Source organism: Pseudomonas sp. IT-P171, assembly GCF_949767765.1.
Taxonomy (GTDB): Bacteria; Pseudomonadota; Gammaproteobacteria; order Pseudomonadales; family Pseudomonadaceae; genus Aquipseudomonas; species Aquipseudomonas fluorescens_B.
The window spans coordinates 1-26,545 of record NZ_CATKQN010000044.1 but is presented as its reverse complement, the minus strand read 5'-3'; the positions used below and the strand labels follow the sequence as shown (position 1 = coordinate 26,545).

29 protein-coding genes are annotated in these 26,545 nt (G+C 60.8%); 11 read left to right on the top strand and 18 right to left on the bottom strand.

The window, feature by feature from the left end:
• The first annotated feature begins 87 nt into the window (after window positions 1-87).
• A complete protein-coding gene (locus tag ACM6I5_RS20015; RefSeq protein ID WP_414884501.1) occupies window positions 88-804 on the top strand; it encodes an alpha/beta hydrolase in 717 nt (238 codons plus the stop codon).
• Window positions 805-807: 3 nt separating this feature from the next.
• Here the strand turns inward: ACM6I5_RS20015 and ACM6I5_RS20010 are convergent, their stop codons facing one another.
• From ACM6I5_RS20010 to ACM6I5_RS20000, 3 genes are all read right to left on the bottom strand, one after another.
• A complete protein-coding gene (locus ACM6I5_RS20010; RefSeq protein ID WP_414878899.1) occupies window positions 808-1,377 on the bottom strand; it encodes a hypothetical protein in 570 nt (189 codons plus the stop codon).
• A gap of 166 nt (window positions 1,378-1,543) precedes the next feature.
• Window positions 1,544-2,218, bottom strand: coding sequence for a glutathione S-transferase family protein (locus ACM6I5_RS20005; RefSeq protein ID WP_414884500.1), 675 nt, complete (start codon window positions 2,216-2,218; stop codon window positions 1,544-1,546).
• A gap of 84 nt (window positions 2,219-2,302) precedes the next feature.
• Entirely contained in the window at window positions 2,303-3,094 is a 792-nt protein-coding gene (locus tag ACM6I5_RS20000; RefSeq protein WP_414878901.1) for a hypothetical protein, read from the bottom strand.
• A 189-nt stretch (window positions 3,095-3,283) separates the two neighbouring features.
• On the opposite strand from ACM6I5_RS20000, the gene ACM6I5_RS19995 reads away from it, so the two are divergent.
• Window positions 3,284-4,603, top strand: a complete 1,320-nt coding sequence (locus ACM6I5_RS19995; protein WP_414884499.1) for an Nramp family divalent metal transporter — start codon at window positions 3,284-3,286, stop codon at window positions 4,601-4,603.
• A 264-nt stretch (window positions 4,604-4,867) separates the two neighbouring features.
• Here ACM6I5_RS19995 and ACM6I5_RS19990 read toward each other — a convergent pair whose 3' ends face one another.
• The 3 genes from ACM6I5_RS19990 to ACM6I5_RS19980 are packed head-to-tail and all read right to left on the bottom strand — an operon-like array spanning window position 4,868 to window position 7,461.
• Window positions 4,868-6,049: an acetyl-CoA C-acetyltransferase gene (locus ACM6I5_RS19990; RefSeq protein ID WP_414884498.1), complete on the bottom strand. Its 1,182-nt coding sequence runs from the start codon at window positions 6,047-6,049 to the stop codon at window positions 4,868-4,870.
• An 11-nt stretch (window positions 6,050-6,060) separates the two neighbouring features.
• Window positions 6,061-6,726 (bottom strand): CoA transferase subunit B, encoded by a 666-nt coding sequence (locus ACM6I5_RS19985; protein ID WP_017338016.1) that lies wholly within the window; start codon window positions 6,724-6,726, stop codon window positions 6,061-6,063.
• Window positions 6,727-6,762: 36 nt separating this feature from the next.
• Window positions 6,763-7,461: a CoA transferase subunit A gene (locus ACM6I5_RS19980; protein ID WP_017338017.1), complete on the bottom strand. Its 699-nt coding sequence runs from the start codon at window positions 7,459-7,461 to the stop codon at window positions 6,763-6,765.
• Between the two features lie 235 nt (window positions 7,462-7,696).
• Between ACM6I5_RS19980 and ACM6I5_RS19975 the strand changes: the two genes are divergently transcribed.
• Window positions 7,697-8,599 carry a LysR substrate-binding domain-containing protein gene (locus ACM6I5_RS19975; RefSeq protein ID WP_414878903.1) on the top strand — a complete coding sequence of 301 codons (903 nt, stop codon included), beginning with the start codon at window positions 7,697-7,699 and terminating at the stop codon, window positions 8,597-8,599.
• Between the two features lie 118 nt (window positions 8,600-8,717).
• On the opposite strand, the gene ACM6I5_RS19970 is transcribed toward ACM6I5_RS19975, so the two are convergent.
• Together ACM6I5_RS19970 and ACM6I5_RS19965 are read right to left on the bottom strand one after the other, a co-directional pair.
• The gene (locus ACM6I5_RS19970) at window positions 8,718-9,560 is read right to left on the bottom strand and encodes an NAD-dependent protein deacetylase (RefSeq protein ID WP_414884496.1); all 843 of its coding nucleotides are present in this window, start codon (window positions 9,558-9,560) and stop codon (window positions 8,718-8,720) included.
• Window positions 9,561-9,708: 148 nt separating this feature from the next.
• Window positions 9,709-10,755 (bottom strand): class I SAM-dependent methyltransferase, encoded by a 1,047-nt coding sequence (locus ACM6I5_RS19965; RefSeq protein WP_031318726.1) that lies wholly within the window; start codon window positions 10,753-10,755, stop codon window positions 9,709-9,711.
• A gap of 348 nt (window positions 10,756-11,103) precedes the next feature.
• On the opposite strand from ACM6I5_RS19965, the gene ACM6I5_RS19960 reads away from it, so the two are divergent.
• The 3 genes from ACM6I5_RS19960 to ACM6I5_RS19950 all read left to right on the top strand — a co-directional run bounded on the left by ACM6I5_RS19960 (window position 11,104) and on the right by ACM6I5_RS19950 (window position 14,172).
• Window positions 11,104-12,438, top strand: a complete 1,335-nt coding sequence (locus ACM6I5_RS19960; RefSeq protein WP_414884495.1) for an acetamidase/formamidase family protein — start codon at window positions 11,104-11,106, stop codon at window positions 12,436-12,438.
• Window positions 12,439-12,581: 143 nt separating this feature from the next.
• Window positions 12,582-13,421 carry a DUF692 domain-containing protein gene (locus ACM6I5_RS19955; RefSeq protein ID WP_031318727.1) on the top strand — a complete coding sequence of 280 codons (840 nt, stop codon included), beginning with the start codon at window positions 12,582-12,584 and terminating at the stop codon, window positions 13,419-13,421.
• Window positions 13,414-14,172, top strand: a complete 759-nt coding sequence (locus tag ACM6I5_RS19950) for a DUF2063 domain-containing protein (RefSeq protein WP_414884494.1) — start codon at window positions 13,414-13,416, stop codon at window positions 14,170-14,172. The genes ACM6I5_RS19955 and ACM6I5_RS19950 overlap by 8 nt, the downstream gene beginning before the upstream one ends.
• 82 nt (window positions 14,173-14,254) lie before the next feature.
• Here ACM6I5_RS19950 and ACM6I5_RS19945 read toward each other — a convergent pair whose 3' ends face one another.
• From ACM6I5_RS19945 to ACM6I5_RS19925, 5 genes are all read right to left on the bottom strand, one after another.
• Complete coding sequence (locus ACM6I5_RS19945; protein ID WP_017338024.1) at window positions 14,255-15,202, bottom strand: phosphatidate cytidylyltransferase; 948 nt, start codon at window positions 15,200-15,202, stop codon at window positions 14,255-14,257.
• Window positions 15,199-15,798, bottom strand: coding sequence for a lysophospholipid acyltransferase family protein (locus ACM6I5_RS19940; protein WP_017338025.1), 600 nt, complete (start codon window positions 15,796-15,798; stop codon window positions 15,199-15,201). The genes ACM6I5_RS19945 and ACM6I5_RS19940 overlap by 4 nt, the downstream gene beginning before the upstream one ends.
• The gene (locus ACM6I5_RS19935; protein ID WP_017338026.1) at window positions 15,785-16,417 is read right to left on the bottom strand and encodes a CDP-alcohol phosphatidyltransferase family protein; all 633 of its coding nucleotides are present in this window, start codon (window positions 16,415-16,417) and stop codon (window positions 15,785-15,787) included. The genes ACM6I5_RS19940 and ACM6I5_RS19935 overlap by 14 nt, the downstream gene beginning before the upstream one ends.
• Before the next feature lie 105 nt (window positions 16,418-16,522).
• Window positions 16,523-17,836, bottom strand: a complete 1,314-nt coding sequence (locus ACM6I5_RS19930; protein ID WP_017338027.1) for an ATP-binding protein — start codon at window positions 17,834-17,836, stop codon at window positions 16,523-16,525.
• Window positions 17,833-18,573, bottom strand: a complete 741-nt coding sequence (locus ACM6I5_RS19925; protein ID WP_017338028.1) for a response regulator — start codon at window positions 18,571-18,573, stop codon at window positions 17,833-17,835. The genes ACM6I5_RS19930 and ACM6I5_RS19925 overlap by 4 nt, the downstream gene beginning before the upstream one ends.
• Before the next feature lie 306 nt (window positions 18,574-18,879).
• Between ACM6I5_RS19925 and ACM6I5_RS19920 the strand changes: the two genes are divergently transcribed.
• The 3 genes from ACM6I5_RS19920 to ACM6I5_RS19910 all read left to right on the top strand — a co-directional run bounded on the left by ACM6I5_RS19920 (window position 18,880) and on the right by ACM6I5_RS19910 (window position 20,785).
• Complete coding sequence (locus tag ACM6I5_RS19920) at window positions 18,880-19,140, top strand: DUF2790 domain-containing protein (protein ID WP_017338029.1); 261 nt, start codon at window positions 18,880-18,882, stop codon at window positions 19,138-19,140.
• Window positions 19,141-19,188: 48 nt separating this feature from the next.
• Window positions 19,189-19,443 (top strand): hypothetical protein, encoded by a 255-nt coding sequence (locus tag ACM6I5_RS19915; protein ID WP_017338030.1) that lies wholly within the window; start codon window positions 19,189-19,191, stop codon window positions 19,441-19,443.
• A 109-nt stretch (window positions 19,444-19,552) separates the two neighbouring features.
• Complete coding sequence (locus ACM6I5_RS19910; RefSeq protein ID WP_017338031.1) at window positions 19,553-20,785, top strand: cytochrome c biogenesis protein DipZ; 1,233 nt, start codon at window positions 19,553-19,555, stop codon at window positions 20,783-20,785.
• Window positions 20,786-20,802: 17 nt separating this feature from the next.
• Here the strand turns inward: ACM6I5_RS19910 and ACM6I5_RS19905 are convergent, their stop codons facing one another.
• Both ACM6I5_RS19905 and ACM6I5_RS19900 read right to left on the bottom strand, forming a co-directional pair.
• Entirely contained in the window at window positions 20,803-21,264 is a 462-nt protein-coding gene (locus ACM6I5_RS19905; protein ID WP_414884493.1) for a GNAT family N-acetyltransferase, read from the bottom strand.
• 41 nt (window positions 21,265-21,305) lie between these two features.
• On the bottom strand, window positions 21,306-22,295 hold the full coding sequence (locus ACM6I5_RS19900; protein ID WP_017338033.1) for an AraC family transcriptional regulator: 990 nt from the start codon (window positions 22,293-22,295) through the stop codon (window positions 21,306-21,308).
• A 182-nt stretch (window positions 22,296-22,477) separates the two neighbouring features.
• Between ACM6I5_RS19900 and ACM6I5_RS19895 the strand changes: the two genes are divergently transcribed.
• Window positions 22,478-22,747 carry a DUF4242 domain-containing protein gene (locus ACM6I5_RS19895; RefSeq protein ID WP_017338034.1) on the top strand — a complete coding sequence of 90 codons (270 nt, stop codon included), beginning with the start codon at window positions 22,478-22,480 and terminating at the stop codon, window positions 22,745-22,747.
• Between the two features lie 36 nt (window positions 22,748-22,783).
• The gene (locus tag ACM6I5_RS19890; RefSeq protein ID WP_017338035.1) at window positions 22,784-23,596 is read left to right on the top strand and encodes a class I SAM-dependent methyltransferase; all 813 of its coding nucleotides are present in this window, start codon (window positions 22,784-22,786) and stop codon (window positions 23,594-23,596) included.
• 136 nt (window positions 23,597-23,732) lie between these two features.
• Here the strand turns inward: ACM6I5_RS19890 and ACM6I5_RS19885 are convergent, their stop codons facing one another.
• The 3 genes from ACM6I5_RS19885 to pcsA all read right to left on the bottom strand — a co-directional run bounded on the left by ACM6I5_RS19885 (window position 23,733) and on the right by pcsA (window position 25,942).
• Window positions 23,733-24,659 (bottom strand): universal stress protein, encoded by a 927-nt coding sequence (locus ACM6I5_RS19885; protein ID WP_414878908.1) that lies wholly within the window; start codon window positions 24,657-24,659, stop codon window positions 23,733-23,735.
• 167 nt (window positions 24,660-24,826) lie between these two features.
• A complete protein-coding gene (locus tag ACM6I5_RS19880) occupies window positions 24,827-25,213 on the bottom strand; it encodes a DUF488 domain-containing protein (RefSeq protein WP_017338037.1) in 387 nt (128 codons plus the stop codon).
• Between the two features lie 6 nt (window positions 25,214-25,219).
• Window positions 25,220-25,942, bottom strand: coding sequence for a phosphatidylcholine synthase (pcsA, locus tag ACM6I5_RS19875; protein ID WP_031318729.1), 723 nt, complete (start codon window positions 25,940-25,942; stop codon window positions 25,220-25,222).
• Window positions 25,943-26,545: the final 603 nt, after the last annotated feature.

Here is a 26,545-nt window from a genome sequence, read left to right as displayed (position 1 = left end):
GAGGCCATGCGGGGCAGCGAAAATCCCTCGACCGGCTTCACAATGTTAGGCTCTGCCCCGAATCCTGCGCTTTGTGAAGGAAGGTTTATGTTGAAGGTTCTCGCTCTGCTGACACTCCTTGCGTCCGCCGCCGTCCACGCTCAAACCCCGCTGCACACTGATCTGCCGCTCAAGTACCTGGCGCAAGCCAACCCCGAATCGGTCAATCAGCCTCTGGTTATTTTTCTCCACGGCTACGGCAGTAACGAACAGGACCTGTTCGGCATCAAGGATGAATTGCCTGCCCAATACAACTTCCTGTCGGTGCGGGCTCCGATGGTGATGGAAGAGGGCAGTTATCAATGGTTTCGCAAGAAAGGCGAAGGTGCCTACAACGGCGAGACGGATGATCTGAAGGCCAGCGGCCAGGTGTTGCTGGATTTCATCTCACAGGCTGCGAAGAAATATCACACAGAACCGAACAAGGTTTTCCTGGTGGGCTTCAGTCAGGGCGCGATCATGTCCTACGAGGTCGCGCTACGTCATCCCGAGGCGGTGGGCGGGATTGCCGCGTTGAGCGGGCGGATTCTGCCGGTGCTCAAGTCAGCGCTCAAACCCGATGAAAAACGCCAGAAACTGGCGATTTTCATCGGACATGGCACGGCGGACAAACGCCTTCCCTTCAACGACGGCACTGAAGCGGACAGCCTGTTGCAGAGCCTGTCACTCAAACTCGAGTTCCATGCCTACCCGGGTGTCGGGCACAGCATCAGTGCCACCGAGATGCAGGACTTGAGCGCCTGGTTGCAGCGGCTCAACCCTTGAGCCTTACTTGCCGCTGACGATCTGTTTGACCAGCGCTTCGTGGCCGGCATTGTCGCTGAGGCGGGAAATCACCTGAACCAGCGCCATGCGCGTGCCCGAGGCAGCCATCAGCGTGGTATCGAGGGTTTTGCCGCCGCCCTGGGTGGCGATGCTGTCGATCTGTCGCAGCCCCAGGCCGGTGCCTTTCTGAGTGATGCTTTTTTCGCTGAGCTTGGTGAAATCCGGCAGTGCCTTGGCTTGCTCGGTGGCGAAGTCGGACGCCGTGGCGTCGAGGAACTCACCGTCGTTGTCCTTGGCATTGACGCCACCGGGGATGGTGTTTTCAGCAGCGATCACCACGGTTTTCGTGGTTTCGTTGGTGTACATGGTGCCACTCGCGCCGGTCGAGCTCGGTGGCAGAGGGTTGGCGATGAAGCCCTTGGGCAGGGTGAAGGTGAATTTATTGCCCAGCATCGAGACTTTCTGCGTCGACGCCGCCTCTTTGGCCACGACCTTGGCAGCCTGCGCGTTCAAAGCCCCCAGGCTGGCAACCGCCAGCAGCAGGACAACGGCTTTTTTACTCAACAGTGACATTCAAAATCTCCAGGGTGGTCTCGCGGTGGGGGGCGATCATCCCATGGAGGTCGTGAAGCATTCCAGCGTGGGCTAACGGACGGTCGGGTAAACCGCTTTTGAATGTAGCCAGTGTCCCCGTAGTGAGAGCCGAGCCCTCACCACGGGAACGAGTATCGCAAACGGCTTACTGCGCCTGATTCTGCGGAAACAGATTGCGGCGGGTTTCTTCGTCGAACTCGGCCTTCAACACCAGTTTCTCTTTAAGACCCTGGGCACGCTGCGCTGCCGGACGGGCGCTGATTTCATCGAACAGACGCTTGACGTTCGGGTACGCCGCAAGGCCATTCTCGCCGAGGATGTACGGCGCATAACCGACCCAGCCCCAGAGCGCCATGTCGGCGATGCTGTAGGTGTCGCCCGCCAGATAGGGATAATCGGCCAGGCGCTGGTCGAGTACGCGGTAATGGCGTTCGACTTCCTTGAGATAGCGGTTTTTCGCGTAAGCCAGGTCTTCCGGTGCGTGATGCAGGAAATGCACAGCCTGGCCGGAGAATGGCGACAGGCCGGTGGCGATGAACATCAGCCACGACAGCAGTTCGGCTTGCCCGGTGATCGAGGTCGGCAGGAAGCGTTGATGTTTTTGCGCGAGGTGCAGCAGGATTGCCTGGGAGTCGAAGACCGTGGCGTCGCCATCGACCAAGGCTGGCACCTTGGCGTTCGGGTTGATCGCCAGGAACGCCGGCTGATGTTGCTCGCCCTTGAAGGTGTCGACGCCGATCAATTCGTACGGCGTTTGCAGCTCTTCGAGCAGCAGGGCAACTTTCATCGGGTTGGGCGAAGGGTGGAAAAAGAACTTCATGGTGTAGGCCTCAGTCAGTGATGGGTAAGTAACTGAGGCTGATGGTGGGCGAAACCCGTTCGATTGACGTACGAGGTTGTTGTTCTATTCGTTCGAAATAGTTGAACGAGTTGTCGGTGTATTCACGGGTTTGGCCAACAGGCGTTTGGTGACGCCGAGCATGGCCACGGAGACCGCGACACCGACGCCGAACCCGCTCAGGCCCATGACGGGCAACGTCAGTGCTAGGACGAGGCAGAACGCTGCGAATGAATACATGCCCGTCGCTGTGGCTCGCAACAAGGCCGCAGTAAAGGCTGGCCCGCGGGTTTGCTGGGAAAACACTGCCATCACGCTGCCCAATACCGGGAACACCGCGAGCAGGCCGCTCCAGCGTTCGCCGACGGTGCTCGCCAGTAAGGTCACGGCGAGGGTGAGCAGGGCGCCAGCGATCATGCGCAGCAACAATTTATCGGACTTGGGTGCGGAGCCTGAAACGATGGGCTGTACGGTCGGGAACAGATACGGCGCCGCCAGCAGCGCAGTCGCGGCGGCGATGACGGAGAACGTCAGGGACGGCGGGATCACCGATAGCACAACGGCTGCCGTCGCCCAGACCAGCAGCGAAACGGTCAGTGCCCATGGCCATCCAGTCCGTTGTGCGACCTGGGCGTAGGTGACGCAGAAGGCGATCATCGCAAACATCGCGGATAACGCGGCGCTGGCCGATTGCGCGGCAAACACTTCGCCTTGCTCGATGGCGAGGAAAAACAGAATCGGCCCGACCACCACCGGCAACCCCGACAGCCAACCGGCGACGCTCGGGCCCCAGCGTTTGCCCGCGAGGGAGATCAGCAAGAGAAACCCGGGAATGACCAGCAGTTTGAGCAGCAGCACGCTTGCGCCTCCGACCTGTGTGAGGGGGCAACGTTAGCATTGTGGGTGGCGGATTGCTCTATGGATATCGATGTTTTGTATACAAAGCGTCAGGTTTCAAAAGATCACCTTCCCTACGGGTTTTGCCTGTACATCAGTTCGAGTGAAACGTCTAAGCTGCCCCTCCCGTCTGTTTTCTGGAATAAGTGCGTGAAATTCAGTTTGCCCAAAGTCGCCACTGCGCCATTTTGCCCGCCGGAAGTGGCGGGCAGCGTTGCCGTTGACCCTCGCGCGTCATTCTTCAAGCGTGTCCTGCGTTTCGCCGGTCCGGGTTTGCTGGTGTCCATCGGCTACATGGACCCGGGTAACTGGGCCACCGCCATCGAGGCCGGTTCGCGGTTTGGCTACAGCCTGTTGTTCGTGGTGCTGCTGGCCAGTCTGGCGGGCATGGTGGTGCAGTGTTTGTGCTCGCGCCTGGGCATTGCCACCGGGCGGGACCTGGCGCAGTTGTCCCGCGAACGCTACAGCACGCGCACCGCGCGCACCCAATGGGTACTGGCGGAAATCTCGATCATCGCCACCGACCTTGCCGAAGTACTCGGCTGTGCGTTGGCATTCCATCTGTTGCTGGGTTGCTCGCTGACCTTCGGCATCGCTCTCACGGCGTTCGACACGCTGTTGGTGCTGGCCCTGCAGAATCGGGGCTTCCGCCGACTGGAAGCGATCATGCTGGTGCTGGTGAGCACCATCGGTGTGTGTTTCTTCGTTGAGTTACTGTTGATCAAGCCTTACTGGCCGGACGTCGCACGGGGATTCACGCCGTCGTTGTCCGCCATCGGCGATGCCGCGCCGCTGTACCTGGCCATCGGGATTCTCGGGGCCACGGTGATGCCGCATAACCTGTACCTGCACACCTCGATCGTACAGACCCGGATGATCGGCAAGGATCTGGCCAGCAAGCAGGACGCCGTGAAGCTGGCGCGTATCGACACCATCGGCTCCCTGGCACTGGCGTTGCTGGTCAATGCCGCGATCCTGATTCTCGCGGCGGCGGCATTCCACAAGACCGGGCACACCGACGTGGTGGACATCCAGGACGCCTATCACCTGCTTGATCCACTGGTGGGCGGGGCGTTGGCCAGCGTGTTGTTTGGCGTTGCGTTGCTGGCGTCCGGTCAGAGTTCGACGTTCACCGGCACCATCGCGGGGCAGGTGATCATGGAGGGTTACCTGAACCTGCGGATTCCCTGCTGGCAACGGCGGTTGATTACACGAGGGCTGGCGCTGATCCCGGCGTTTATCGGCGTGTGGCTGATGGGGGACGATGCGATTGGCAAGCTGCTGGTGCTGAGTCAGGTGGTGTTGAGTTTGCAGCTGCCGTTTGCGCTTTATCCGCTGATCCGGATGACCAACGACCAGAAATTGATGGGGCCGTTTGTGAACCGGCTGCCGACGCGGGTGTTGGCGTGGGGATTGTTTGTGGTGATCAGTGGGGCGAATAGCTGGTTGATTCTGCAGTTTTTGGCGTGACTGTCAGGGCTTCATCGCAGTCTTCCTCAGGCAAAAGGAACCCGGTGCATCTGATGTCTGCCAGCCCTTTGTGGCGAGGGAGTTTGCTCGCGCCGGGTTGCGAAGCAGCCCTGAAATCTCGGCAACTGTCGAAGATTTTGGGAGCGCTGCGCACTCCAGCGGGAGCAAGCCCCCTCGCCACAAAAGCTAGCCCTGCAGAAACACCGGGGGTGTTGCCGGACGGCAGCGGATCTTCGTGGGTCCCCGCGCCGTCCGTTGAACGCGTTACGCTCGTTCGAGTGCCAGCGCCACGCCCTGACCGCCACCGATGCACAGGGTGGCAAGGCCTTTCTTGGCGTCACGCTTGATCATTTCGTGCAGCAGGGTCACCAGCACGCGGCAACCTGACGCACCAATCGGGTGGCCCAGCGCAATGGCACCGCCGTTGACGTTGACCTTGTTCAAGTCCCATTCCAGGTCCTTGGCCACCGCCAGGGATTGCGCGGCGAAGGCTTCGTTGGCTTCAACCAGCTCAAGCTGGTCGATGGTCCAGCCGGCCTTGTCCAGGCAACGGCGAGTGGCCGACACCGGACCGATGCCCATGATCGCCGGGTCCACGCCCGCGTTGGCGTAAGCGGCGATTTTTGCCAGCACCGGCAAACCCAGGGCCTTGGCTTTTTCCGCGCTCATCAGGATCACGGCGGCGGCGCCATCGTTCAGGGACGAAGCGTTACCGGCGGTCACCGAACCGTCCTTCTTGAAGGCAGCTTTCAGTTTGCCCAGGGATTCGGCGGTGGTGCCGGCCCGTGGCTGCTCGTCGGTGGCGAAGGACAGTGGGTCGCCCTTGCGCTGCGGAATCAGGATCGGCGTGATCTCATCGGCAAAACGCCCGGCTTCGATAGCGGCCACGGCTTTCTGTTGCGAGGCCGCCGCGAAGGCGTCCTGTTGTTCGCGGGTCAGGTTGTACTGGTCTGCCAGGTTCTCGGCGGTGATGCCCATGTGGTAATCGTTGAACGCATCCCACAGGCCGTCGCTGATCATGGTGTCGACGATTTGCGCGTGGCCCATGCGCAGGCCGGTGCGCGCCCCGGGCATGACGTAGTTGGACAGGCTCATGTTTTCCTGACCGCCGGCAATGATCACCTCGGCGTCGCCGCAGCGAATCGCCTGGGCGCCCAGGTGCAGTGCCTTGAGACCCGAGCCGCAGACCTTGTTCAGGGTCATCGCCGGTACAGCGAACGGCAGGCCGGCCTTGATCGACGCCTGGCGCGCAGGGTTTTGCCCGGCGCCGGCGGTCAGCACCTGGCCCATGATCACTTCATCGACTTCAGCAGGGTCCAGACCGGTTTGCGCCAGCAACTGACGGATCACCGCGGCGCCGAGGTCAACGGCGGACACATTGGCCAGCGAACCCTGGAAACTGCCGATGGCGGTACGGGTGGCGGCAACAATGACGACTTCTTGCATGGAATGATTCCTCACTGGTCAGCGAACTGCATTTCCGGAACGTGATCAGGCACGATCAGTTTACCGGCGGTCTTGGCGACGATTTCCTCGACGCTTACACCCGGCGCCCGTTCCTTGAGAATGAACGCGCCGTTTTCGATTTCAAGATACGCCAGGTCGGTCAGGACGCGCTTGATGCAACCGGCGCCGGTCAGCGGCAGGCTGCATTGGGACAAGAGCTTGGACTCACCGTCCTTGGACGCATGGGTCATGATAACGATGATGTTGTCTGCGCCGGCCACCAGGTCCATGGCGCCGCCCATGCCCTTGACCAGCTTGCCAGGGATCATCCACGAGGCGATGTTGCCTTGCACGTCGACTTCAAAGGCGCCCAGCACGGTCAGGTCGACATGACCACCGCGGATCATCGCGAAGGACTCGGCCGAGGAAAAGATCGACGCACCGATCCGCGCGGTCACGGTTTGTTTGCCGGCGTTGATCATGTCGGCGTCGATGGTTTCTTCAGTGGGGAAGGGACCCATGCCGAGCAGGCCGTTCTCCGACTGCAGCATGACTTCCATGCCTTCAGGAATGTAGTTGGCGACCAGGGTCGGAATGCCGATGCCCAGGTTCACGTAGAAGCCGTCCTGCATTTCGCGGGCGACGCGTTGAGCCATTTGTTCGCGGGAAAGTGCCATTGTTGTTATTCCTTCATTCGGTCCGGGGGCAGGGGATCACTTACGCACGGTGCGCTGTTCGATGCGCTTCTCGAACGTGCCGCAAATGACCCGGTCGACGTAGATGCCAGGGGTGTGGATCTGCGACGGTTCCAGCTCGCCGGGTTCGACGATTTCTTCGACTTCGACCACGGTGATCTTGCCGGCGGTGGCCGCCAGCGGGTTGAAGTTCTGGGCGGTGTGGCGATAGATGACGTTGCCGAAATGGTCGGCTTTCCAGCCTTTGACGATGGCGAAGTCACCGGTGATGGATTCTTCCATCAGGTACTTGCGACCGTGGAACTCGCGCACTTCCTTGCCTTCGGCAACGGGTGTGCCGACACCGGTGGCGGTGAAGAAGGCCGGGATGCCGGCGCCGCCCGCGCGCATTTTTTCGGCGAGGGTGCCTTGAGGGGTCAGGACGACTTCGATTTCGCCTTTGAGCAGTTGGTCTTCGAACAGTTTGTTCTCACCGACGTAGGAGGCCACTACTTTGCGGATCTGCCGGTCTTCCAGCAGGACACCGAGACCGAAACCGTCGACGCCGCAGTTGTTGGAGACCACGGTGAGGTCACGGGTGCCTTTGCGCTTGATCTCGGCGATCAGGTTTTCCGGAATGCCGCAGAGGCCAAAGCCACCCGCGATCACGGTCATGCCGTCTTCAAGACCTGCCAGAGCTTCCTCGTAGGAACTCACGCGCTTGTCGAAACCTGCCATATGCACCTCTTTTATTCTTTGTGGGCGGCTGGCTAGCCGTATGGGATGAAGTGTCTCGCTCGATGATTTATTTGTTAAGTTGATTTTTAAGGTTGATTGATAGATAAAACTCACCAATCCGTAGGAGCTGCCGGAGGCTTCGATCTTTTGATCTTCAGCGATTTCAGCATCGCCCAGTAAAAATCAAAAGATCGCAGCCTTCGGCAGCTCCTACAATACCTCGGAGATACCGCAGATGACCGTTAAGCAGATCCGCGCCTTTCTGGCCGTGGCCCAGAGCCTGAGCTTTGCCGTGGCCTGCGAGCGGTTGCACCTGTCGCAATCGGCCCTGAGCCTGACCATCAAGGCGCTGGAGGAGGGCCTGGGCGGACGGCTGTTTACGCGTAACACGCGCAATGTGGCGCTGACCGCTGAAGGTGAGTCGCTGGTGCCGTTGGCCCGTCGATTGATCGCCGACTGGGACAACGCCGAAGATGAGCTGCGCCAGCGTTTTACCCTGCAACGCGGACGGGTGACGCTGGCGGCGATGCCGTCGTTTGCCGGCAACCTGTTGCCGCCCATCCTCAAGACGTTTCGTGCGCGCTATCCGAAGGTCAACGTCACGGTGAATGATGTGATCAACGAACAGGTGCTGGAGATGGTGCGTGATCGGCAGGTCGAGCTGGGTGTGGCATTTGAGCCGACGCAGAGTTCGTCGCTGGCGTTCACGCCGCTGTACATCGACCGTTTCGTTGCGGTGGTGCCGTTTGATTCCGCGTTTGCTGAACGGGACGATATCGACTGGCAGACGTTGCTTGAACAACCGTTCATTACCTTGCAGCGACCGTCCACGGTACGGGTGATGCTGGAAGAGCACTTGCAGGCGCGAGGGATGAAGTTGCCGGTGGAGTTCGAAAGCCATCAGTTGGCGACGGTCGGAAGAATGGTTGCCAGCGGGCTTGGGGTGAGTGCGGTGCCGGCGTTGTGTGCCGGACAGATGCGCGAGTTGGGCGCGCGGTGCATCACGTTACGCGACCCGGTCGTGGAAAGGGCGATTGGTGTGTTGACCAAGCCGGGGATTGAATTGTCGGCGGCGGCGCAGGCGTTGTTCGATATTTTGAAGGAGGAAAACCTGGGCCAACGGGTTTCCATGGACTGATCACCGTCCACCTGATGTGGGAGCCAGCCTGCTGGCGATAGCGGTGTGTCAGTGACCGTGAATGCTGGATGTGCTGACCCAATCGCCAGCAGGCTGGCTCCCACAGGGGGTAGTGGCGTCAGGTGGAGAGGCGTTGAGCCAGCAGCGGCAACAGCTGTTCGCAGGAGGCTTCAATCTTCAGGTCCAGGAGATCGTCCGCCCGTGTCTTCCCCAGGTTGATTGCCAGCAACGGCTTGCCCTGATCCGCCACTGCCCGGCACAAACGAAACGCCGAATACGCCATCAACGACGACCCGACCACCAGCAGGCCCGCGGCTTTCTCGACCGCCGCCATCGCGTTGGCTGCCGTCTGTTGCGCCACGTTCTCGCCAAAAAACACCACATCCGGTTTCATCCGTTCACCGGCGCAATGCGGGCATTGCGGCACCTGGAAGCGCGCCTCGAACGCCGAGTCGAGCAAGGTATCGCCATCCGGCGCCTGTACCGCGTCGACACCGGCCAGGTAAGGGTTCTGCGCTTCCATCAACTGCTGGATCGAGTCGCGTTCGCTGCGTTGCCCGCAATCCAGACACAACACCCGGTGCAGGCTGCCATGCAGTTCAATCACCTCGTGACTGCCGGCCTGATCGTGCAAGGTGTCGACATTCTGGGTAATCAATCCGCCGATCCGCCGAGTGCTTTGCAGACTGGCCAACGCCTCGTGCGCCACATTTGGTTGTGCCAGGCGCACCCGCGGCCAGCCGAGCATCGCCCGCGCCCAATAGCGGCGCCGGGATTCCGGGGCGGAGAGAAATTCCTGATACATCATCGGCTGCCGGCCACGCCGTATGCCCTGATTGTCGCGGTAGTCCGGAATGCCCGACGGGGTGCTGATGCCGGCACCGGTCAGGACCACAAACGGTTGGTCGGCCATGAGCTGCTGGAGCCGGTCGAGTTGTTCGCGGGTACGGCTGTCGAGCATGTTCAACACTCCGATGGGGCCTGCAGGCGCTGCCGAAGGCTGCGATCTTTTGATCTTCAGCGATTTCAGCATCGACCAATAAAATCCAAAGATCGCAGCCTTCGGCAGCTCCTACAGTAATCGGTTCGCAGTCCGCGGTCACCGGTGCTTATTTACGCGCTTCCAGAATCAGGTTGAACGGCGTTTCCGTGGCTCGACGGAATGTCTTGAATCCGGCCTCGGTAAACACTTTGCGCAGCCGCGCCTCACCCGCCTGGGCGCCGAGCCCGAGCCCGACTTCCTGGGACAGGGAGTTCGGCGTACAGATGAAAGTCGAAGCCGCGTAGAACAACCGGCCGACCGGGGTGACGTTGTCGTCGAGCTTGTCATTGGCGAACGGTTCCACCAGCAGCACCGTACCGTCGGGTTTCAGCGAGTCATACGCGTGCCTGGCTGCACCCACCGGATCGCCCATGTCGTGCAGGCAGTCGAAATAGCAGACCAGGTCGTAGTCATCACCCGGATAGCTTTTCGCCGTGCCCTGGAAGAACCGCGCCCGGCCGGCCACGCCGCCTTCTTCAGCACGCTGGGTGGCGACGGTGACGGACGGGGCGTGGTAGTCGAAGCCAACGAACCGCGAATCCGGGAACGCCTGGGCCATGATCACCGTGGAGGCGCCATGGCCGCAGCCGATGTCGGCGACTTTGGCGCCCGCTTCGAGTTTGGCGACGACGCCGTCTAGGGCCGGTAGCCATTCGGTGATCAAGTGCGCTTTGTAGCCGGGGCGGAAGAATCGCTCTGTGCCGCTGAACATGCACGGATGGTGATCGCCCCAGGCCAGGGCCCCGTTGCCGCGCATGGCGTTGACCAGTTTGTCCTTGTCATGGAAAAACGACGCGACCACCCCGACACCACCGGCGATGTAGACCGGCGAATCTTCGATGGCCAGGGCCAGGGCTTGTTCTTCGGGCAGACGGAACTGGCCGTCGCTGTGTTCCATATAGCCGGAAGCGGCGTGGGCGCTGAGCCATTCGCGCAGCAGACGGGGGTTGCAGCCGGTCTTGTCGGCAAGTGCTTCAGGGGTGATTGGCTGGCTGTCGGCCATGGCCCGGTACAGGCCGAGCTCTTCGCCGAGGATGACGTTGGCGAGCATGGCCGCGCCACCCATGTCGTTCACCAGTTTGCCCATGAAATCGTTGAGTCTGGCCTCGTCCATCATGTGTGCTCCTTCAGCAGGATCACGGTCCAGAGGCATTGTTTTCGAGGCGTTCAGCTCTGGGCGGTGGTCGTGGGAATGAACAGGACAATAACCGCGTCCTGGGTGCTCTAAGTTTAGTCCGGTGGTTGTGGGCCGCCGGCCGCAGCGACGAAAGCCCATCCTCCAGACACCCCCAATCCCCTGTGGGAACCCGCAGGGGATTGGGGGTGTGTATCTCACTGTATCTAAACACCACCCCGACACATTCCAGTTCATTCCCCGCCACTGCCGAACACAGCCCAGATACAAACCTGCGATGAACTGCATAGGCCGCTTGGCGCCCTATACACCGTGAAGGGGACAACAATGACCATACTCCTGCCTGAAACCGACCTGAATTCCACCCCCGTCGATCGCCTGCGCGTCGACCAATACACCAACGGCCTCATCGGCCCGAGCCAGCCGATGCTCGGCCCATTGGCCGACGGTGGCACCCTGATCACCGGCACGCCGCCGGGCTGTTGGGGGCCGATGATTACGCCAGCCTTCGAGGGCGGCCATGAAGTCACTCAACCGGTGGCCATCGCCGGTGCCGAAATCGGCGATGCCGTGGCGATCAAGATCAAAAGCATGCGCGTCACGTCGCTGGCCACCTCGTCCGGGGTGATGAGTTTTGTCGAAGGCCGATACAACGGCGACCCGTTCGTTTCGAAATTCTGCAGCAAATGCGGCACCGAACACCCGGCCAGTCACGTCGAAGGCATCGGCGAGGATTCGATTCGCTGCAACAACTGTGGCGCCGAGGTCAGCGCGTTCCGTTTCAGCCACGGTTACGTGATCGTGTTCGATGCGCAGAACCAGGTCAGCCTGACCGTCAATCAGGACATCGCCAATCAACTGGCCGGCAACGCCTCCGAAATGTCGGCGCTGCCGGAATTCGCCGCCCAGCATTCGATCCTGTCCCTGGCCCGCGCTGACATTCCCGGCGTCGCCGCGCACATGCGGCCGTTCCTCGGCAACATCGGCACCACGCCGTCGCGGGACTTGCCGGACTCGCACAACTGCGCCGATTTCGGCCAGTACCTGATCGGCGCGCCGCACCGTTTCGGCATGACCCGCGAAGAACTGCACGCGGCCAAGACCGACGGTCACATGGACACCAACTCGATCCGCGAAGGCTGCGTGCTGATCTGCCCGGTGAAAGTCCCGGGTGCCGGCGTGTACATGGGCGACATGCATGCCCAGCAGGGCAACGGCGAAATCGCCGGGCACGCCACCGACTGCTCCGGGGAAACCGAAGTGCAGGTCGAAGTGATCAAGAACCTGACCCTGGAAGGGCCGATCCTCCTGCAGAACCTCGACGATCTGCCGCCGATGGCCCGGCCGATGAATGCCCGGCAGCGGCAGAAAGTCCGTGAGCTGGGCGAGCGCTGGGGTCAGCATGACATCGAAGAGAGCGGCCCGATCACCTTCATCGGCAGTGGCGAAAACCTTAACGTGGCGGTGGAAAACGGCCTGAAACGCGCCGCCTCGGTCACCGGCCTGCCGTATGACGAAGTACTCAACCGCGCGACCATCACCGGTTCCATCGACATCAGCCGCTTGCCGGGCACTGTGCGCGTGACGTTCCTGTGCCCGATGCCGGTGCTGGATCGCATGGGCATTGGCCATCTGGTTCGCGAGAAATACGACCTGGCGTAACGCCACCGGCGGGTCTGTACCGAAGTGTGTACAGACCCGCCGGCGATACAATCGCTGCGATTTTCTGCCGGAACGGAACACAGGCCCGATACACCGCTTCGGTTAACTGTGATTCTGTTCTGGCAACCCCTGAGATCGACATCATGCAGACTTCCCTCACATCAACGAAGGCCACCGTCGGACTTGGCCTGCGGCGCGGTTTAATGAAGGACCTCCAGGCCGCCCCGGTGGGCGATTTCGACTTCCTGGAAGTCGCGCCGGAGAACTGGATCGGCATCGGTGGTGCCCATGGCGCGGCATTGCGCGCCCTGGCCGAGCGGTATCCGCTGTCCTGCCACGGTCTGTCGCTGTCACTGGGCGGGCCGGCGCCGCTGGACGTCGGGTTTTTGCAGGAAGTCCGGGGTTTTCTTGATCAATACAACGTGCCGCTGTACAGCGAACACCTGAGCTACTGCAGCGATGACGGCCACCTTTACGACCTGTTGCCGCTGCCCTTTACCGAAGAAGCGGTGCATCACGTCGCCGCGCGCATTCGCCAGTCCCAAGACATCCTCGGTCGGCGCCTGGCGGTGGAAAATGTCTCTTACTACGCCGCGCCACAGCAAGACATGGACGAGCTGACGTTCACCAATGCGGTGCTGCGCGAAGCCGATTGCGACCTGTTGCTGGACGTCAACAATGTGTACGTCAACTCGATCAACCACGGTTTCGATCCGCAGACCTTTCTGGCCGGCATCGATTCGGGGCGGGTGGTGGCGATGCACATAGCCGGGCATTTCGATGAGTCCGATACCTTGAAAATCGACACCCATGGCGCCTCGGTGAAGCCAGTGGTCTGGTCGTTGCTGGCCGAGGCCTATGCCCGGTTCGGCGCGCAACCGACGTTGCTGGAGCGGGATTTCAATTTCCCTGCGTTCTCTGAATTGGTCGCCGAATTGCGAACCATCCGCCGCTTGCAGGCCAAGGGGATGAACCGTGGATAAACCCACCCTGTTTCAACAGCAGAACACCCTGGGTCTTTACCTGCGCGACCCGGAACGCTGCGCGCCACCGGCCGGGATGGATGTGGCGCGGGCGCAGGTTTACCGCGACTTGATTTTCAACAACCTGTCGATGCTGCTCAGCGGCACTTTTCCGGTGTTGATCAAGATTCTGGGTGATGAGCACTGGCGTTCGCTGATGCGGATCTTCCTGCGGGACTACCGCGCGCACACGCCGAAATTCGGTGAGATCGCCCAGGAATTTGTCGAGTTTCTCGCCGCACAGCCGCCGGCGTTGAACGACGGGCCGTGGCCGCCTTTCATGGTGGAGCTGGCGCATTACGAGTGGGTCGAGATGGCGTTGCAGCAGTCGGAGGCCGAGCCGTTACCGGCGAGCGACGCCGGGGCGCTGCTGGATCGACCGTTGCGGATTTCGCCGCTGGCCTGGCCGTTGGCGTATGCCTGGCCGGTGCACTTGGTCGGACCGGATTATCAACCGGACGCTGTACCGGCCGAGCCGACGTTGCTGCTGGTGCGGCGGGTTGAGGACTGGAGTGTGAAGTTTTCCGCGCTGAGCCCCTTGGCGTGGCGGTTGTTGCAACGCATTGGAGAGTTTCCCGAACTGAACGGGCGCGCGCAGCTGGAGGGATTGGCCGTCGAGGCAGGAACCACCGGATCGCAGGACTTCATCGACAGCGGGACGGCGTTGTTGCGGCAGATGCAGGGAGAAGGGGTGGTTGGCGTAATTGCCTGACCAAACACAATCCTCCAAGCACCCGATAACCCTGTGGGAGCGGGCAAGCCCGCTCCCACAGGGAATGGGGAATGCCCGTTATTTACTGGGCCGAAAAGAAATACCGCGTCAGGTGAAAGAAGATCGGCGCCGCGAAGCAGATCGAGTCCATCCGGTCGAGCATGCCGCCGTGGCCCTTGATCATGGTGCCCCAATCCTTGGCGCTGAGGCTGCGCTTGATCGCCGACATCACCAGCCCGCCGAGGAAACCCATCACCACGATGACGAATGACATCATCAGCGACTGCCAGAAACTGAACGGCGTCATCCAGAACATGCAGCCGCCAATCAGCGTGGCAGACAAACCGCCACCTACCAGGCCTTCCACGGTTTTCGACGGACTCACCAGCGGCGCAACCTTGTGCTTGCCGAAGAGCTTCCCGAAGACGTATTGCAACACGTCACTCAACTGAACGACGAACACCAGATAGAACAGCAGCAACGCGTTCTGGCCCTGGAAACCTTCCAGGTCGAGCAACAACAGCGCAGGCGCGTGGCTGATGCAATAGATGCAAATCATCACGCCCCACTGGATCTTCGCGGTTCTTTCCAGAAAGCCTTCGGTGTCCTGGCTCAGCACCGCAATCGCTGGCAGCAGCAGGAACGCGTACACCGGAATCAGCAGCGTGAACATCGAATACCAATGGGTGCCGATCAGCACGTATTGCAGCGGAATCAGGATGAAAAATGCCGAGAACAGTGCGTTGTGATCGCCCCGGGTGGTGGGTGTCAGGGTAATGAATTCCCGCAGCGCAAACAGCGAAATGAAGCCAAACAGGATGACCGTTGCGTTACCGCCCAACTGGTAGGAAACGAAGAAGATGATCACCATCCCCCACCAGGCATTCACGCGCTGGTTGAGGTTTTCGATGGTCGAGATCGAGCTTTCCGTTTTGGCCCGTCGGGCCAGCAGTCGGCCGATGAGCGAAGCCACGGCCAGCAGGCAGGCGATCGCAAAAAAGAACCACAAGAACTTTGCTTCAAGACTCATTTCGACAGCCTCACAATGGCGTCACGCGCCCGCTCCAGGAACACCTGTTTTTCCTCGCCGGCAACCCTCTCCAGCGGATTGCCGATGCGGATCGTGCAGATAATCGGCAGCGGAACGTGTTTGCCTTTGGGCATGGAGCGATGCAGGTTTTCCAGGTAGATGGGCACCAGGTCGACATCGGGGAAGGCCTCGCTCAACCGGTACAGGCCCGATTTGAACTCACCGGGCAATGCCTGGCTGGACCGCGTGCCTTCCGGGAAGATGATGATCGAATGGCCGGCGCGCACCACATCGAAAATCGGCTCCAGCACGTTCACACCGGGCGCCGGGTTACGTTCGATCAGGACCGCATTCAAGCCTTTCTGCGAGATGTACGACAGAAACCGGTTCTTTCCCCAGTAATCGGCGGCGGCCACCGGCTTCACATTCACCCGGGCTTCGGGGGGCAGGGCGGCGATGATGGCGAGGGTGTCCATGTGGCTGGTGTGATTGGCGAAATAGATGCGCTGGCGTGAAAGATCCGGCGGGCTTTCCCACCTCGCCGTGACGCCGATGAGAAAACGAAGCACCGAAATCAACGCATTACTGATCCACATGGGCGGCACCTTTGAGCTGCTTGGAAATGTCCAGCGTGCGCGTGACGCAGGTAGCAACGGAGCCGATGGCGATGATGGCCAGCGCAATCAACAGCACGTAATGACTGCCATAAACGCTCGCTTCGACAGCGTTCAGCAAAAGCCCCGCCGTCATCACCGCCATCCGGTGTTGCTTGGCCATCGGGCCGATGAAACTCTGCTTGAGACCGATCGAACCGCCAAACACCCTGACATACGCCGTCAGCGCCGCGGCCAGCGCGGCAAACCAGCCAAGGTCCGGATAGCCGATGGCATATCCCAGCCCGACAATCAGCAGGCTGTCGGCAATCCGGTCGGGGAATTCGTTGTAGAGGCTGCCGATGTCGGATTTCTTGCCGCCTTCAATCGCGACCATTCCGTCGAAGAGGTTGCACAGCAGGCGCAGCTGAATGCCGATTGCGCAGAGGATTGAGCCGGCAATGCCGTTATCGATGTTGAGCGCCACGATGCCAACGAGCGCGAAGGCGATGCTGGCCACGGAGATCTGATTGGGGGAGAGGTCTCTTTTCACCAACGTGTCGGTGATGCGTTTGGCCCATCCCGCAGAACGCGTCTTGATGGGTCTTCTGTTTTCATCCATTAGCCAATGTCCATATCAATGATGAGGTACTGCCGAGTACAGCACAGCGGCGATTCACCGACTGCGCCCGACAATATAAAGGCTTTCCTTCGCCCTTGTGTCTGTTTACTGACTGACAGGTCGAGTCGGCAACTTCAACTCTGCACACAAACCGCCGCCCTCGCGGTTGCTCAAGGTCAGGGAGCCGCCGATGGCCAGTGCCAGTTGCTGGGCAATCGCCAGGCCCAGGCCGGTCCCGCCGGTGCTGCGGTTACGCGAGTTTTCCACGCGGTAGAACGGCTCCATCACGTGGGCCAGTTCTTCTTCGGCAATCCCGGGGCCGCGATCCATCACCTTCAACGACAAACTGCCGCCGGGTTTCGACTCCACCCGCAATTCAGCCGCGCCAGCGAATTTGAGCGCGTTGTCCGTGAGGTTCACCAGCACACGTCGCAATGCATGCGGCCGGATATCAATGACCGCTTCACTTTTTCCACTGAGCTGTACGTCTTTGCCCACGTCCTGATAGTCGAACACCAGGCTGTCGAGGAACGAATCCAGATCGGTGCGGCGGTTCTCTTCGGTGGCGCCATGGACGCTGCGGGCATAGGCCACACCTTCACGCACCAGGTGCTCCATTTCGCCGAGATCGTTCCACAGTTTGTCTTTTTCGCTGCAGTCGTCCATGAGTTCGGCGCGCAGTTTCATGCGCGTGATCGGCGTTTGCAGGTCGTGGGAAATCGCTGCCAGCAGTTGCATGCGTTCTTTCAGATAGGCCGCGATGCGCGCCTGCATGGCGTTGAAGGCCATGGCGGCATGGGCGACTTCGGTCGGGCCTTTTTCATCCAGGTGCACGGCGTGGGTATTGGGGTCCAGCGTTTCTACCGCCTGCGCGAGGCGGGTGAGGGGGCGGATGGCGATTCGCACGGCCAGCCAGGTGCAGAGGATCATCAGCAACAGTTGGCCCAGCAGAACGATGGGCAACCAGGGCGACAGCGGCACCATCGTCGGGATCACGTCGATGGTCACCGGGCTGCCATCGGCCAGTTTCAGATGGACCTGGAAGTGTTTTACCGGGCCGGGAATGTCGGTCATGGTCATTGGGTAGTCCTTGCCGATGGCGTCCTTGATCGACGTCATTGCAATCGGCGTGTCGCTCATGGCCGTACCCGGCGAGCCTTCATTCAGCAAGTAGCGGTAGTTACGGCGATTCAGCTGTTTCAACCAACTCATGCGTTCTTCGGCCGGCAAGCGGTCGAGGATGGCAATGGAGGTGGAAACGTCGGTTTCCAGATTGCCGAGCATGGTGTTTTTCGAGCTTTCGTAACGCTCGTAATACTGCGCGCCGAACGACAGTGCCTGCGCCAGAATCAGACCGATCAGAAAGATCAGCGACAGCCGCGAGGCGAGGGTGCGAGGCCAGCGCAGAGAGTATTTCATGATGGCGCACCGAGGACTTCGACCGGCAGGGAAAACACATAGCCCTCACTGCGCACGGTCTTGATGTAGGCCGGTTCCCGTGCATCGTCGAGCAAGCGCTGACGCAAGCGGCTGACCAGCAAGTCGATGGAGCGGTCGAACAGGTCAGCGTCGCGGCCCTGGGTCAGGTTCAGCAACTGGTCACGATTGAGCACGCGCTGAGGATGGTCGAGGAATACCCGCAGCAACCGATACTCCGCGCCGCTGAGGGCGACCATGGTGCCGTCGTCATCGAGCAAGTGGCGGGCGGAGGTGTCGAGGCGCCAGCGACCGAAGGCCAGCAGGCGCCCGCTTTCGGTGACCACCAGGTTCGGCGGCAGCATCCGCGTACGGCGCAACACCGCGTTGATCCGCGCCAGCAATTCACGGGCGGCGAACGGCTTGACCAGATAGTCGTCGGCGCCCATTTCGAGGCCGATGATGCGGTCGGTTTCATCGTTGCGGGCGGTGAGCATCAATACCGGGGTGGCCTTGTGCTTGCCGGCGCGGATCTCGCGGCACAGCATCAGGCCATCGTCGCCCGGCATCATGATGTCGAGCACGATCAGGTCCACCGGCGTGGACTCCAGGAACGCGCGCATCTGCCGGCCGTCAGCGACAACGGTGGTGCGCAGGCCGTTCTTCTTCAGGTAGTTGCCTACCAGCTCTCGAATCTCGCGGTCATCGTCCACGATGAGAATGTGATCGACGTGTTCCATGGGACCAAGCCTCTGAAAATGGGGGATGACGCACAGTCTATCGAGCCTTTGCCCATTCGCCCGCCACCTTTTGTATTGCAGTGTATCTGGTGTATCGGCGGATACACGCAGACGCAAAAACGCTGGATTTCAGTGGGTTTGTATCGCTGTGTATCCGCAGGCCCCTTTGATACGTACCGATTTACAGGCGCCGGTTTTCGACACAGACGAGATACCTCGCAGGCTTCTAATAGGTTCCATCGAGGCAAACCCAACCGCCTCGGCTCAATTGAACGACCCACTTATTGAAGCCTTGAGGAAACCACCATGAATACCAAAGCCATCTACGCCGCTTGCCTGTTTGCCGCCCTGAACATCTGCACCCTGTCGGCCCGTGCCGAAGCAGACGTTACCGCCAAGACCTACTCCTACGGCACGCACCTGGACATCAAGAAAGTGGTGTCGCTGAAACAGGATGCCTCGAATTCCTGCGGGATTGTGGACGCCCAGCTGACTTACCTGGATTCCCAGAACAAGACCCAGGTCCTGGACTACCGCAAATTTGCTGACTGCGACTCAGACAACTGAGTCCTTTGTTGACCGATTGCCAATCCCCTTCGATACAGGAAAACCATCATGAAAAACGTAACCCGCTACTTGACCGCCGCCGCCTTCGCCCTTGCCGGCGCCGCCGCCCACGCCAACACCGCCGTTGAACAAAGCACCTGCGGCAGCAGCACCTGCTTCCAGCTGACCCCGGTGAACGAGCAGGGCGCCAACGCCTTCCTGGCACAGGATGGCTCCAGCCGTACACCGCAAGGGCAGTTGTTGGCCGAGAACGGCAGCAGCCGCACGCCACAAGGTCAGTTGCTGGATGAGCAGACGGCCTGAGGCCGGACAGTGTTTCAGTCGTCACCCCTGATCCCATGTGCGAGCGGGCAAGCCTGCTCCCACAGGTCATGGGTGGTGCGTCGCCCTCCATCATTTCAAGGTGATTCTCATGTTTCTCATCGCTTTCCTGGGCGGCATATTGACCGTCCTCAGCCCCTGCATCCTCCCGGTCGTACCGTTTCTGTTCGCCGGCGTTGACCGCACTCGCTCGTCGATCCTGCTCACCCTCGGCGGCATGGTCCTGACTTTCGCCCTGATCTCCAGCCTGGCCGTGGTCAGCAGCGAATGGGTGGTACAAGCCAACAACACCGGTCGTCATGTGGCTCTGGTCGTGATGGGTCTGTTCGCCCTGTCGCTGATATCTGCACGGGTCGGTGGCTGGCTGGCTCGCCCGTTGGTCCTGCTGGGCAACCGCCTCGACCCGGAAACCCGGAAAATGTCCGGGCCTTTGGGGTCGGTGATGATCGGTGTCGCGACAGGTCTGCTCTGGGCACCGTGCGCCGGGCCGATCCTCGGGGTGATCCTCACTGGTGCGATGCTGCAAGGCGCCAATGCGCAAACCAGTCTGTTGCTGGTGGCGTACGGCCTGGGCAGCGCGTTGTCCCTGGGCACCCTGATTTTCGCCGGTCGCGGCCTGGTCAATCGCTTGAAAGCATCGATTCCGGTCACCGGTTGGTTGCGTAAGGGGGCCGGGGTTGCGGTACTGGCCGCCGCGGTGGTGATTTCCACCGGCGCCGACAAGACTCTGCTCGCTGGCACCTCGTCCGAAGGCGTCAGTACCCTGGAGAAAGGTGTGTTGGAAAGCGTACCGAAAGTGGTGGATTACCTGGTCAGCAAGGTCAAGGCCGACACGACCATGGATAACGCCCAAGGCGCCATGCCGTCGCTGTCCGGCGCCGTCGAATGGATCAACTCGCCAGCCCTGACCAATGACTCGCTCAAAGGCAAGGTGGTGCTGGTGGACTTCTGGACCTACGACTGCATCAACTGCCAGCACACCCTGCCTTACGTGAAAGACTGGGCGAAGAAATACGAGAAGGATGGCCTGGTGGTGATCGGCGTCCATACCCCGGAGTACGGCTTCGAACGCATCATCGGCAACGTCAAGGATCAAGTGAAGAAGCTCGGTATCACCTACCCGGTGGCCATCGACAACAACTACGCGATCTGGCGCAACTTCGACAACCAGTACTGGCCCGCTCACTACCTGATCGATGCCAAGGGTCAGGTGCGTTTCACCCACTTCGGTGAAGGGCGCTACGAGACTCAGGAGAAGATGATCCAACAGTTGCTGGAAGAGGCCAAGGCAGACGCCAAGGCCGCCACTGCACCCGCGGCGTAAGCCTGAACATCAATGGCTCACAGGTCTCGCACCATGAGCCATTGTTCTTTGTCCCACGCCCGAAAAGATTCCAGCGCCGTCCAGCCACGCTTGGCGTAATAGTCGCGTTTATCCTGGGTGTGCAGATAAATCCTCGTCACACCGCTGGCCCTCGCTTCCTCGCAGATCCCCTCGATCAATCGCTCCGCCAGACCCTTCCCGCGCGCTTCAGGCGTGATGAAGACGCAGGCCAGCCACGGCCCCAGATCCGGGCGATGGGCCAGATCCGCTCTGGCCAAAGCTGCGCCACCCTTCAATTGATTCCCCTCCAGCGCAATCAGGCATTTCCAGTGGCCGTTCAGTTGGCCTTCGGCAAACTCCTGTTGCCAGTCGGTCAGGGGTTGGTCGGCGTATTCGTAGTGGAATTGCCGATGAATCCAGGCCGCGAAGGTGTCGCTGTGCTGCGGATGGGCGGCGAGCCAGTCCAGTTGGGGTGTCATGGTTGAATCCTTTCAAAAGTCGGTGGCCCATAAGAGCCGATTCACGACGTCCCGGCAATCCCGAGGTGGCTCCGCGAAGCCGTCTGACCTCGTCGCCATGCCGCGGGCGGCGCGCCGAACTCACGACGAAATGCTCGGCTGAAGGCTGTGTCGGTCTGGTAGCCGACCTCTTCGGCGATGCGCAACAATGAGCTGTTACTGCTGCGTAACAGGTTCGCCGCCAGCAGCATCCGCCATTGCGTCAGGTACTGCATCGGTGAAATGCCCACCAATTGTTGAAAGCGTTCGGCCAACACCGATCTTGACGTGCCGGCGGTGCGCGCCAGTTCATCCAGTGTCCAGGCATGACAGGGTTTTTTGTGCAACGCGTTGAGGGCGGCGCCAACGATCCGGTCACCCACGCCCGCCAGCCATCCCGTTCGTCCTTCGCCCTGTTCGTGCATGTACAGGCGCAGCACCTCGATGAACAGCACCTCGGCGAGTTTGGCCAGAACCCCTTCGCCGCCGGGCCTCGGCGAGCGTGCTTCAGTCAGTGCGTAACGAACCGACGATTCCAGCCACATGCCGGCATTTGAATCCCGCACATTGACCCGCACCACGGCCGGCAACCCGGTCAGCAACATGCCCGCCAACCGCGTGTCGCACGCCAGATAGCCGCACACCAGCCGCGTGACTGTGCCGCCACCGCCGTAGCTCAACTGCCGCGGACGCCGTGACAGCACCACGTCCAGCCGCGCCCCTGTTGCCGGTTTGAGGCCGGGTGCCGAGCTCATGCGGTGCGCGTCTCCCTGAGGGAACACCACCACATCACCGGCCGTTAAGAGAAGGGGCGGATCATCGCCGAGTTCGACAAAACACTCGCCTTCGGTGATCAAGTGAAAGATCACCACGCGTTCGGCGCCGGGCTCCAGGAACGGCGCTGCCGTATCGGCGCTCGGCGACTGGTAGCACCAGGGCGCGGTGAACCTGGCGTTGATGAAAATTGCGCCGACCAGGCGGACGACGCGCAGGGTCTGGGACAGGGCGTCCATGGTGGTTTTCCCCTGTGGGCGGGCAGCTTTTGATTGTGAGCCTGTCGCGGCGCAACGCAAAACCTCCGGACGATCGGACAGTGTTGGCCGACGATCGGGCAGGACGCCCCCGGCCAGCAGCGCGATAGTGGTCACACAGGGTCTGCCGACCCTGTCATCAATAACAAGAATGAGAGGTTGCCATGCCGAAGTTCGTCATTGAACGCGAGATTCCGGGTGCTGGAACACTGTCAGAAAGGGATTTGAAAGCGGCTTCGCAAAAGTCCTGCAGGGCGTTGCGCGATTTGCCGGAGGTGCAGTGGCAGCAGAGCTATGTCACCGGCGACAAGCTCTACTGCGTGTACATTTCGCCCAGCGAAGAGTTGATCAGGGAACACGCCAGGCAGAGCGGTTTCCCGGCCAACAGCATTTCCCGGGTCACATCCATCATCGATCCCACCACGGCAGAATGAGCCGGGGATGTTCCACCCTGTATCGGAGCGGATTTAATGAGTACACCCATTGATCTCACTGCCCTGAAAAACCGCCAGATGGCCTCCTGGGCCAGCGGCGACTATGCCGTGATCGGCACCACCTTGCAGATTGTCGGCGAGCAGTTGGCCGAAGCCTGCGACCTGCTTTGCGATGAACGCGTGCTCGACGTCGCCGCCGGTAACGGCAATGCGACGCTGGCAGCCGCGCGCCGTGGCGCTCACGTCACCTCAACCGACTATGTCGCTGCCCTGCTTGAGCGTGGCGAAGACCGGGCCCGGGCCGAACGCCTGGAGGTCACTTTTCAAGTGGCCGACGCCGAGGCATTGCCTTTCGAGGATGGCAGTTTCGATGCCGTGCTTTCGACTTTCGGTGTGATGTTTACACCGGACCAGGCAAAGGCTGCTGCGGAACTGGCACGGGTCTGTCGCCCCGGTGGCCGGATCGGCCTGGCCAACTGGACGCCCGAAGGCTTTGTCGGCCAGATGTTCAAAACCCTCGGCCGCCATCTGCCGCCACCGCCAGGGGCTCAACCGCCCTCGAACTGGGGCACCGAGGCCTGGTTGCATGCGCACTTCGATGAGCGGGATTTCCTGCTCCAGGTGACCCGGCGGTTCTTCAACTTTCGTTACCGCTCGGCGGCGCATTTCATCGACACGTTCCGCACCTGGTACGGCCCGGTCCACAAGGCGTTCGCGGCGCTGCCACCGGAAGGTGCCACAGCCCTTGAAGGGGATCTGACCGAGCTGATAAACCACATGAACCGGGCGGGAGACAAGTCGCTGGTGGTGCCGAGTGAATACCTTGAGGTGGTGATCACAAGGCGTTGACCGGTCCACGCAAAACCCCTTGTGGGAGCGGGCGTGCTCGCGAAGGCGGAGTGTCAGGCAACATCATTGTCGACTGAAAGACCGCCTTCGCGAGCACGCCCGCTCCCACAGGGATGTGGGGTGTCTGGTCGATTGATTACTCATCCAGCCGCTCGGTGTACACCACCCAGACACTGCACGGCATTTTGTACAGCAGGTGCTCCACCGTGCTGCCGATCAGCCGCCCGAGGCCACGATGGCCGATCCGGCCCATGACAAGCACGTCGACGTCGAAGGCATCGGCATAGCGGGTCAACACCTTGGCCGGGTTGCCCATGATCATGTGCCGTTGCTCCGGCGCGATGCCGTTACGTTCGACCAGCTCGTGGAAGGCTTCCTCCTGATAGTCGAATACGGTTCTGGCCTTGGCCGAAGAGAAAAACGCAGAGCCATTGTCGAAGCCGAATTCGTCGGCGCTGATGGATGACAGGTCGTAGGCGTAGACCACGTCCAGTTCGGCATCGCAGACGCTCGCCAGTTTCAACGCTTCGTGAAGGATCCGGTCGTTGAAGCTTTTGTACTGATCATCCCGATGAAAAGGATCGACCGCCGCAACAATCCTGCGGGGCAGGGCATGCACGGCATGGCTGACGAAATGCAGCGGCACCGGGCACTCACGCAGCAGATGCACATCAAGAGGCGTGAACATCAGCCTTGAGAGCATCGAATGCGGCTCCAGCGCCTTGATCAGCACGTCCATCGGTTGTTCTTTGAGGTGAATCAGTATTTCTTCCAGCGGACGTTCGACCCACGTCACTTCGGTGGTGACCTTCACGCCGATCTTGCGCAACGGCCGGGCCTGTTCCTCAAGCCATTGCCGGTGTCGATCGACATAGCCCAGGCGCATTTGCTCCAGCGCTTTTTCGTTGACCAGGCTGGCGGTCGCCAGGCCTTCCAGATAATCGAACGCCACAATGTGCAGCGCCGCGTCTTCGGCCTTGGCCAGCGCCGCGGCCCGGTCGAAGGCGGGGCTGTGTTCCATCAGGGGCGAGGCGACCAGCATGAAACGTGATTGCTCAGACATGACAAACCTCCCGTGGGTGAACGAGCAGGTGATGGTCCCGTTGCAACAGCCTGGACATTGCCGCCCGGTGCGCGGGCATTCGACAGGCATTCAATCCTTCAAGTATTGACCATGTTCGACGTCCTGTCCGTCAGGTGGGCACAGGGGGCATTTGGCGTTCGCGCGGCCTATACCACTTTGGCGCCGCGTGCCTTTAGCAGTTCGCGCAATACGGAGCGATGGCAGTGCGCTTCAACCTCGCAATAGCACCCGATGGCCATCGAGGTTTGATGGGAGAGGGCCGCCAACAAATCGAGCAGCTGGCTGGCGGCAGGATGATTCATTTCAGCCTTGAACTTGCGCCGAAAAGCCTCCCAGGCTTTTTCGTCTTCTGCGGCTTTTGCTTCTGCAACCAGTTCAGCACTGGGCGACAACAGCGGCTGCCACACATCATAAAAATCACGGCTGGCAAACTCGGCTTTCGGCACACCCCGAGGCGGGCGGCGCACCGTGCCTAAACGCAGGCCTTCATCGGGCAGGCGAGGTGAACCGAGTCGCACGATATGAATGGGCATGGCGACTTACCGGAGCCGCGACCCGTCAAACCACTCCAGCGCCGTACGCCAGATGCAGATCCCCAGAAAGTAGGCCGACATCAGCAGCCAAAGCCCCATGACCATCGGGTTGATCACCGGGTGGTTGATCACCAGCGACAAGCTGCACAGCAACCAGATGGCGGTCACGGCAATGTTGATCGGCATGAACTTGCGCACGCGGAACGGGTGCAGGAATTTCATCCGGGTCACGGTCAGCAGTGCCAGGCCGATGACGGTGAGCAGGGTGATCCACGGCGACGGTGCGATGATGTACAGGCATAGCGCAACCACGTTCCAGGCCGCGGGGAAGCCCTGGAAGTAGTTGTCCTTGCTTTTCATATTGACGTTGCAGAAGCAAAACAGCGACGAGACCAGAATCAGCGACACGGTCAGCAGCAACGTGTAGTCCGGCAATGGAATGTAGCGATAGATGAACAGCGCCGGGATGAACACATACGTGAGGTAATCGATCACCAGATCGAGGATCGAACCGTCGAAACTCGGCAGTACCGACTGGACATTGACCTTGCGCGCCAACGCACCGTCCAGCCCGTCGACGATCAGGGCGACGCCCAGCCACAGCAGGCAGTTGGTGGGCTGGTTTTCCAGCAGGGCGAGGGTTGCGAGGAAGGCAGTGACCACGCCAGTGGCGGTAAAACCATGGGCGCCCCATGCTTTGAGCCTGGCGATGTGTAGAGTCGAAATCACGGGGGCGTTCTCCAGAAAGTGAAGCAAGCCAGTCATCACCCTCGTCGATCGAGGGCGGCGGCAAACCGGGTCGGGTTGCAGGTATCGACCGGAAATCCAGGAATAAGGTTCACCGTCTGTGAATCTTAGCTGCGCCGCCAAAAAATACTTCGGATTAATCCTGAGGCTGTTCGTTTGAGAAAATGCTTGAGTGGGACTGACATTCTTGACGATGGGGAATGTCCCCGGCGGACGGTGCTGGTACATATCCGTTTCTGCGGTAACGGCGGCTATGGGTTCCGCTCTTACAGCGGGTTACTTGGAAAAGCGCCAAGTAACCAAGCGCCAGCGCCCCTGACGTACGGTGGCTCGCCAAGGCTCGCCATGCCCTCGCTCCGGTCCTGCTCCGTGGGCCCGCCGCCATCGGCCATCCATGGCCGGGGGCGGCTAACCCGGCATCCCTGCCGGGTTGCCCACTGCGCAGAACCTGCGCTCGGCCTTCCGACGGGGCAGATCAAGATCAAGATCAAGATCAAAAACAAAGCGAGGCGGCCTGATAGCCGACCTGAATTCCGTCAAGATCATCGGCGGTGAACACCCATGTCATGCCACCCGACAATCCAT